This is a genomic window from Bradyrhizobium sp. Leo170, from assembly GCF_004296405.1.
In the GTDB taxonomy this organism is placed as follows: Bacteria; Pseudomonadota; Alphaproteobacteria; order Rhizobiales; family Xanthobacteraceae; genus Bradyrhizobium.
The window spans coordinates 1-7,101 of sequence record NZ_PSRR01000398.1 but is presented as its reverse complement, the minus strand read 5'-3'; the positions used below and the strand labels follow the sequence as shown (position 1 = coordinate 7,101).

Sequence of the window (7,101 nt, the reverse complement as noted above, 5' to 3'; positions counted from 1 at the left end):
GGCTCGCGCCTCGATGACGCCGCGCTCACCGCCGCCGCCAATGCCTGCCGCGCCGCCTGCCGTCCGATCGACGACAAGCGCGGCACCATCGCCTACCGCACCCAAATCGCCGGCGTGCTGCTCAAGCGCACCACGAAGATCGCCGCAGAACGCGCGCAAGGGAAATGACAAATGGCAAAGTTGCACGTCTCCACCACCGTCAACGGCGAGCCGTTGGAATTCCTCTGCGAGCCCTATGAGACCATGCTCGATACGCTGCGCAACCAGCTCGCGCTCACCGGCTCCAAGGAGGGCTGCGCCTCCGGCGATTGCGGCGCCTGCTCGATCACGCTCGATGACCGGCTGGTCTGCTCCTGCCTGATGCTGGCGGCCGAAGCGGAAGGGCACGAGATCAGGACCATCGAGGGCATGGCGCGCGGCGGCCGGCTGCATCCGCTGCAGGAGAAGTTTCTGGAGCAGGCCGCGCTGCAGTGCGGCATCTGCACCTCGGGCATGCTGGTCGCCTCCGAGGCGCTGCTGGCCAAGAACCCGGAGCCGAGCGAGGAGGAAGTCCGCTTCTGGCTCGCCGGCAATCTCTGCCGCTGCACCGGCTACGACAAGATCGTCCGCGCCGTGCTGGAGACAGCCGCTGAAATCCGGGAGGCCGCGCAATGAACATCGTCGTCAACAACAAGTGGATCGGCCAGCGCACCATCCGTCCCGATGGCGTCGACAAGGTCACGGGCCGCGCCGCCTTCGCCGCCGACACCGCCATGCCCGGCATGATCTGGGGCAAGGTCCTGCGCAGCCCGCATCCGCATGCGCGCATCCGCGGCATCGACATCTCCAAGGCGGAGCGGCTACCCGGCGTGAAGGCCGTCGTCACCTCGCGCGACGTCGTCGACTTCCCGCTGGATAAATCCGTGATGCTCGGCATCCAGGACATGCGCTGGATGTGCCGGAACGTGATGGCGCGCGACAAGGCGCTGTTCCCCGGCCACCCCGTCGCCGCGGTGGCCGCCACCACGGAAGCGATCGCCGCAAGAGCCTGCGAATTGATCGAGGTCGATTACGAGGTGCAGCCTTTCTCGATCGAGATCGATGACGCGATCAAGCCTGATGCGCCGATCCTGCACGAGCTCAACAAGTTCGAAGGCAAGCCCTCGAACATCGTAGGCCAACTCGAGCACAAGAAGGGCGACATCGAAGCGGGCTTCAAGCAAGCCGACGTCATCATCGAGCGCACCTTCACCACGCGCCCGGTGCACCAGGGCTATATCGAGCCGCATGCCTGCCTGATCTCGGTCACAGCCGACGGCAAGACCACGATCTGGAGCTCGAGCCAGGGCCAGTTCATGGTGCGCGCGATGACATCGATGCTGACAGGCATCCCGCAGAGCGACATCCGCGCCATCCCCGCCGAGATCGGCGGCGGCTTCGGGGGCAAGACCATCGTCTATCTCGAGCCGCTGGCGACGCTGCTCGCCAAGAAATCCGGCCGCCCGGTCAAGATGGTGATGACGCGCGAGGAGGTGATGCGCGCCACCGGTCCCACCTCAGGCTCGAAGAGCACGGTGAAGATCGGCGCCAAAAAGGATGGCACCATCGTCGCCGCGCAAGGCACGTTCTATCTGCAGGCCGGCGCCTTCCCGGGCTCGCCGATCCGCGGCGCCGCCGGCTGCAGCTTTGCGCCTTACGACATCGCGAACGTTCTCTCGGTCGGCTACGACGTCTGCTCCAACCGCTCCAAGGTCGCGGCCTATCGCGCGCCCGGCGCGCCGATCGGCGCCTATGCGGTCGAATGCGTGCTCGACGAGGTCGCCGAAAGCCTGAACATGGACCCGCTCGACTTCCGCCTGAAGAACGCCGCGAAGCAGGGGACGAAAGCGGCGCATGGCCCGGTCTTCCCCCGCATCGGCTATATCGAGACGCTGGAAGCCGCGAAGAACTCGCCGCATTACAGCACGCCAACAGGCAAATTGCAGGGCAGGGGCGTCGCCTCCGGCTTCTGGTTCAACGCGGGCGGTGAATCCTCGGCGCAGGTGAACATCACCGAGGACGGCAATGTCGTCGTCACCACCGGCCACCCTGATATCGGCGGCTCGCGCGCCGGCATCGCCAATGTCTGCGCCGAATTGCTCGGCATCGACTACCGCCGCGTCTCCGTCATCATCGGCGATACCCAGACGGTCGGCTTCTCCAATCTCACCGGCGGTAGCCGCGTGCTGTTTGCTTCGAGCATGGTGGTGACGCAAGCGACCGAAAAGGTGATCAACACGCTCCGCGAGCGCGCTGCCAAGGTCTGGGAGATCGATCCCGAAGCGGTGAAATGGGAGAACGGCGCCGCGCATCCGGCTTCGCCCAACGCCGGCCAGTTCGAGCCGCTGACGCTGGAGGATCTCGCCGAGAAAGCCCCTCAGCAGGGCGGCCCGATCGGCGCCGGCGTTCAGCTCAACACCCAAGGCGCCGACGGCGGCTTCGGCACCCACATCTGCGACGTCGAGGTCGACATCGAGCTCGGCATCGCGCGCGTGATCAAATACACGGCGGTGCAGGACGTCGGCCGCGCCGTGCATCCCGGCTATGTCGAAGGACAGCTCCAGGGCGGCGTCGCGCAAGGAATCGGCTGGGCGCTGAACGAAGAATACATCTACCGCAGCGACGGCAAGGTCGATAACCCCGGCTTCCTCGACTACCGCATGCCGGTCTGCTCCGACCTGCCGATGCTCGATACCATCCTGGTCGAAGTCCCGAACCCGAAACACCCGCAAGGCGTCAAGGGCGTCGGCGAAGTGCCATTGGTGCCGGTGATGGCCGCCGTGGCGAATGCGATCTACCGCGCGACAGGCAAGCGCTTCTACGCCCTGCCGATGTCGCCGCCGAAGGTGCTGGAGGGGTTGCAGGAGCCGGTGCAGCAGGCGGCGGAGTAGGTGCTAGGGCGGATTAGCGACTTGTCCGCCGTAGCTCGAAGAGCGAAGGCGGAAGCGTAATCCGCCGAACCACGCGAGAAGCGGCGGGTTACGCTAACGCTAACCCGCCCTACGAACTGCCCCCGCGCTCAAGCCATCCGATGCACGGCGCAAAGCTTGTTGCCGTCGAGATCGCGCAAGTAGGCGATATAAAGCTTCATCTCGCCCATGTCGCGGATTCCAGGCGGATCCTCGCAGGTCTTGCCTCCGCTCGCGATGCCGCTCGCATGGAAGGCATCGACCTCCTCCTTCGACGCCGCATTGAAGCCGATCGTGCCGCCATTGGCAAAGGTCGCCGCCTTGCCGTCGATCGGCTTCGACACCGAGAACGTCCCCGTCTTCGTGCGCCAGAACACCCGATGGCGGTCGACAAATCCCGGCCTCACGCCGAGCGCGCCGAGCAGCGCGTCATAAAACGCCTTGGACTTGTCGAGGTCGTTGGTTCCGATCATCACATGCGAGAACATTCTACCTGTCCCTCCCGTTGCGCGACGTTCATTCCGCTGCGACGCCGCTTCGCAGAAGATGTTCCTAGCAGAAGGTTGGGCGGGGATGGAAGTCCGGGAAGGCGTAGGGCGCCGCAATCGATGCGTCCGCCGGGCGGAATAAACTTCTGCGCTCGCCTGACAGGCGAAGGCGAGGGACTCCATCCGCGGGCGCGAGACTGCGGATTGCGCCAGAGCGTGATGAGATCAGGTCGAGTTGGCGCCACGCTGGAAGTGTTTCACCTCTCCCCGATGGGGTGAGGTCGGCACTGCGGTTACGGCGCGTCCTGCTTTGAGAAGACGCGAGCTCAGCGCGACATGTTTGGACAGCACTGCTGCCTCAATATCCATCCCGCTCTCCTCCGACCGGTGGCGCCTCAAGAAAAGCCGCGCGCGAAAGGAACCGGATGGGCAAGGCCGCACTTCTAGGCCTGCAGGCACACTTGGTACGTCAAGTTGACCCTTGCAAAACAACTTACAAAGGGTGCGAAAATGCCACGGGTGAAGCAAGCTACAAAGCAGGCGCGCGCGACGAAAGCCGCCGCCGTTACGGCACTCGGCACGGCGGGACTGGGTCTTTCGCTGGCGGGGAGCGCGTCCGCGTCCGCGATACCCACCGCTGACATCCCGCAGTCTGAGGACATCTCGCCCAATCAGCGCCTGGTCCTTGGTGACGAGGAAATGGCCGACGTCAGTCTCGCCACGTTCTATCTCTTCGATAAGGAAAACGCTACCAGCGGCCTGCAACTGGCCGCCGTTGTCGTTCGCGGCTGCCGAGGCTGCGGTGGTTGTCGCGGTTGCCGCGCCTGTCGTGGCTGCGGAGCAGCCTGGCGTGGCTGCGGTGGCTGCGGGGGTTGCGGCGGCTGCTGCGCCCGCTGGGGCCGCTGCCGCTGGTGCTAGGTTCACGACCTCACGGCTAAACGACAAAGCTCGACGAACTGCCTCGCGGCGCCGTCCGCCGCGCAAGGCGGCGCGTCACCGATCGGCAGCGCGTAGGGCGGATTAGCGCAGCGTGATCCGCCGTTCGTGTCCACAAGGCGGCGGATTACGCCTCCGGCCAATCCGCCCTACGTGCTCTATCGAACGACAGCCGCCTCGCCGATCCACCGCCCCTCCCACAGATAAAACCGATCCGTCGATCCGAGCGCTTGAACTGCCTCTTCGCGACACAAGAACACGAAACCCAGCCGCCTCCGTTCGCCCGGCATCATGGCGCGTTCGAGCAGCGGATAACCATCCCAGCCCTCATCAACACTTCTGTCCCTGGTGCACGGGCAGCCCCAGCCAAGACGGACCGGCCCCGTCCTGCCACCTGCCTCGACCGGATAAAGATAAAGGTCCACGATCAAGTCAGGCGCTACGGAGTGCAAGGCTTCACGGAATGCGGTCTCGCGTGTCACAGGGACACCTCAACGCGTAGGGCGGATTAGCCACCGGGTCCGCGTAATCCGCCGTTCACGTACCACAAAACGGCGGATTACGCCTTCGGCTAACTAATCCGCCCTACGCGCCGGGACGCCGCTTCGCAGGAAGGTCTTAGTTCTTGGCGGGGCACTTGGCCCGAATCTCTCTGAGAAGCTTTCGCATATTCTCAAAGTAAATTTCGTCGAGAGTGGGGGGCATGTCTTCGCAGATGTATTGGCGATGGTACTTGATCTCTTCATCAAAGCTCTTTCGCCATTCCGGCTTGTCGTATGCTTCCAGCATCTCGTCGTACGCAAACAGTAGATGTGCGACGTAATTTTTGTATTGGGCGAGTTTCTTTCGGTCTGCCTTGATCTCCAACAGATCAGGCTCAGCGTACTCCGGGTGCCGCAACGCAGATTCGCTGTATGACATGTAGACTTGGCGGGCAGCTACTTCTTTGAAGTTCTTGCTGATGAAGTAGACTTGAGCAACGACGATGACAAAGGCGAAGCCAGCAATGACCGCGGATGCGATTTGCGCCCAGTTCGACTTCGGCCGATTGTTCTCAGATTGAGCGGACATGTTCAGACCAAGGGGGAGTAGGTGGTGAGTGAAGCTAGCCTCCGCGTAGTCCGCGGATTGGCGGGGGGAGGAAAGGGCAGTCCGTAGGGCGGATTAGCGCAGCGTAATCCGCCGTTCACATCCGCAAAGCGGAGCCTATGAGCAGCCGCCATCCAATCTGCTATCCACGACCTTGATGTCGCTCCCGTAATCGCTCGGCAAGAACGGTCGCTTAATAGGTGTGGCCGCGAGTCTGGTGGCGGTCACGCGGAATAGAACGAAACTTGCGCAACCTCCATTACCGATGAACGACTTCATCTCGTCATCCAGTTCAGCATTTCGGTATGAGACTGCGTCAAACAAATAAGGACCAAACGCGTATTTGTAGCTACCATCCTCAGTGGGCCCAGCCTCCCTGGGGCGAATTCCCACAACGAGGCGATACTTCGCGCGATCTGCTTTCTGCGTATATCTCTCGACGTCGATGTCGTCGCGGGACAGGCTAAAGGAAGCCGCCTCAGCGGTCTTGATTGCTGCCCAGGTGTTGAAAGAGGCGGTTTCTCTTGATGCGGGATCAAAGCCGGAAATGTGTCCCTCGGCCTTGCTCCAATAGGTGGTGAAGCCCGTTATCAGGGCAGAGATGATGGTAGCCAGGAACGGGAGCAAGATGGCTAATTTCTTCCAACGGTCGGCCTCCACCTCAACCTTCGTTTTTTCATTTTCCGGTATGAGCGTTTCCGGAATGACGATATCCGCAACTATCTCGGTTGGAGGACGTTGGATCACCCAACGTATCATGGGAGGGCCAAGAAGTTTTTCCCAGTTCTTGGAATCTACTCGATTCCCATTGACGTAGACGTTCTTCACATCGGCTGACGGGATGCCGAGCGCGGGACAATGCCATGCCTTCTTCGAAGGATCCCAATCGTCTTCTGTCAGTCGCGTTGAGAAAGCGATCTCAGGCATGTCGGCCACTCCAGCAACCCGCTGAAAAAAACGAATCGGTTTGCAATTTCCTGCAACAAGCGGAGGTTCATGAGTGCGAGAGCATGCCGGCCTTGTCAAGCATTCGTGCCGAATGTCGGCCGTGTCGGGGGTAGCTCTGTCGATGGGGGGCAACTGTTGGAGGTAAGATCTGCGCGGCTATGGGAAGGCGGAGGCGGCCGCTATTTGCGATCCGCGCGTAGGGCGGATTAGCGCAGCGTAATCCGCCGTTCACGTACCGCAAAGCGGCGGATTACGCCTTCGGCTAATCCGCCCTACGAGCTGCTCAAACTTCTTCGTCATATCCGCGCATCCCAGACAGCTCGCGCGTCGAATTACGTGTGAACCGCTTAGGGCGTAGGGAACAATATGTTCGAGACGTTCGTCCCGGGCGCCACAATATATGCAAGCTCCATTCGATTCGTAATGATGCGGCCCGCGCGGCATAGCCAACTTCCTAATATCGACGGCGTCTATTCTTTCGCGCCATAGAGATCATGAGCAAGCACGCGGACATCCTCGGTTGCGGAATCTCCTAGGTCTTTCAGGTAATCTAAGAACTCTTGCGGATCGCTCAGCGAGAAGATGCGAGCCTTGAAGCTGAGTTCGGCTCGGAGACGCCCCTGTTTCAATAGGGAAGCGCACTGCTTATCTACGAACATTGCGTCGACATAGGGGGCATATGTCGATATCGCGGAGAAGTCATTCAGGATGCC

Annotated in this window: 7 protein-coding genes and 1 pseudogene; 3 read left to right on the top strand and 5 right to left on the bottom strand. The window is 61.9% G+C overall.

Features of this window, described 5'->3' with window-relative positions:
• From CWO89_RS38300 to CWO89_RS38290, 3 genes and pseudogenes are all read left to right on the top strand, one after another.
• Positions 1 to 168 (top strand): annotated as a pseudogene (locus CWO89_RS38300) (FAD binding domain-containing protein); the annotation flags it as partial.
• 3 nt (positions 169 to 171) lie between these two features.
• On the top strand, positions 172 to 654 hold the full coding sequence (locus CWO89_RS38295; RefSeq protein ID WP_130583527.1) for a (2Fe-2S)-binding protein: 483 nt from the start codon (positions 172 to 174) through the stop codon (positions 652 to 654).
• On the top strand, positions 651 to 2,909 hold the full coding sequence (locus tag CWO89_RS38290; protein WP_130583526.1) for a xanthine dehydrogenase family protein molybdopterin-binding subunit: 2,259 nt from the start codon (positions 651 to 653) through the stop codon (positions 2,907 to 2,909). The genes CWO89_RS38295 and CWO89_RS38290 overlap by 4 nt, the downstream gene beginning before the upstream one ends.
• A 128-nt stretch (positions 2,910 to 3,037) precedes the next feature.
• Here CWO89_RS38290 and CWO89_RS38285 read toward each other — a convergent pair whose 3' ends face one another.
• The 5 genes from CWO89_RS38285 to CWO89_RS38260 all read right to left on the bottom strand — a co-directional run.
• On the bottom strand, positions 3,038 to 3,415 hold the full coding sequence (locus CWO89_RS38285) for a VOC family protein (protein WP_130583525.1): 378 nt from the start codon (positions 3,413 to 3,415) through the stop codon (positions 3,038 to 3,040).
• A 225-nt stretch (positions 3,416 to 3,640) separates the two neighbouring features.
• A complete protein-coding gene (locus tag CWO89_RS46375; RefSeq protein WP_165421500.1) occupies positions 3,641 to 3,784 on the bottom strand; it encodes a hypothetical protein in 144 nt (47 codons plus the stop codon).
• Positions 3,785 to 4,969: 1,185 nt separating this feature from the next.
• Complete coding sequence (locus CWO89_RS38270) at positions 4,970 to 5,422, bottom strand: hypothetical protein (RefSeq protein ID WP_130583524.1); 453 nt, start codon at positions 5,420 to 5,422, stop codon at positions 4,970 to 4,972.
• Positions 5,423 to 5,557: 135 nt separating this feature from the next.
• The gene (locus tag CWO89_RS38265) at positions 5,558 to 6,367 is read right to left on the bottom strand and encodes a hypothetical protein (RefSeq protein WP_130583523.1); all 810 of its coding nucleotides are present in this window, start codon (positions 6,365 to 6,367) and stop codon (positions 5,558 to 5,560) included.
• 491 nt (positions 6,368 to 6,858) lie between these two features.
• A partial coding sequence (locus CWO89_RS38260) for a hypothetical protein (RefSeq protein WP_130583522.1) occupies positions 6,859 to 7,101 on the bottom strand: 243 nt, incomplete at its 5' end.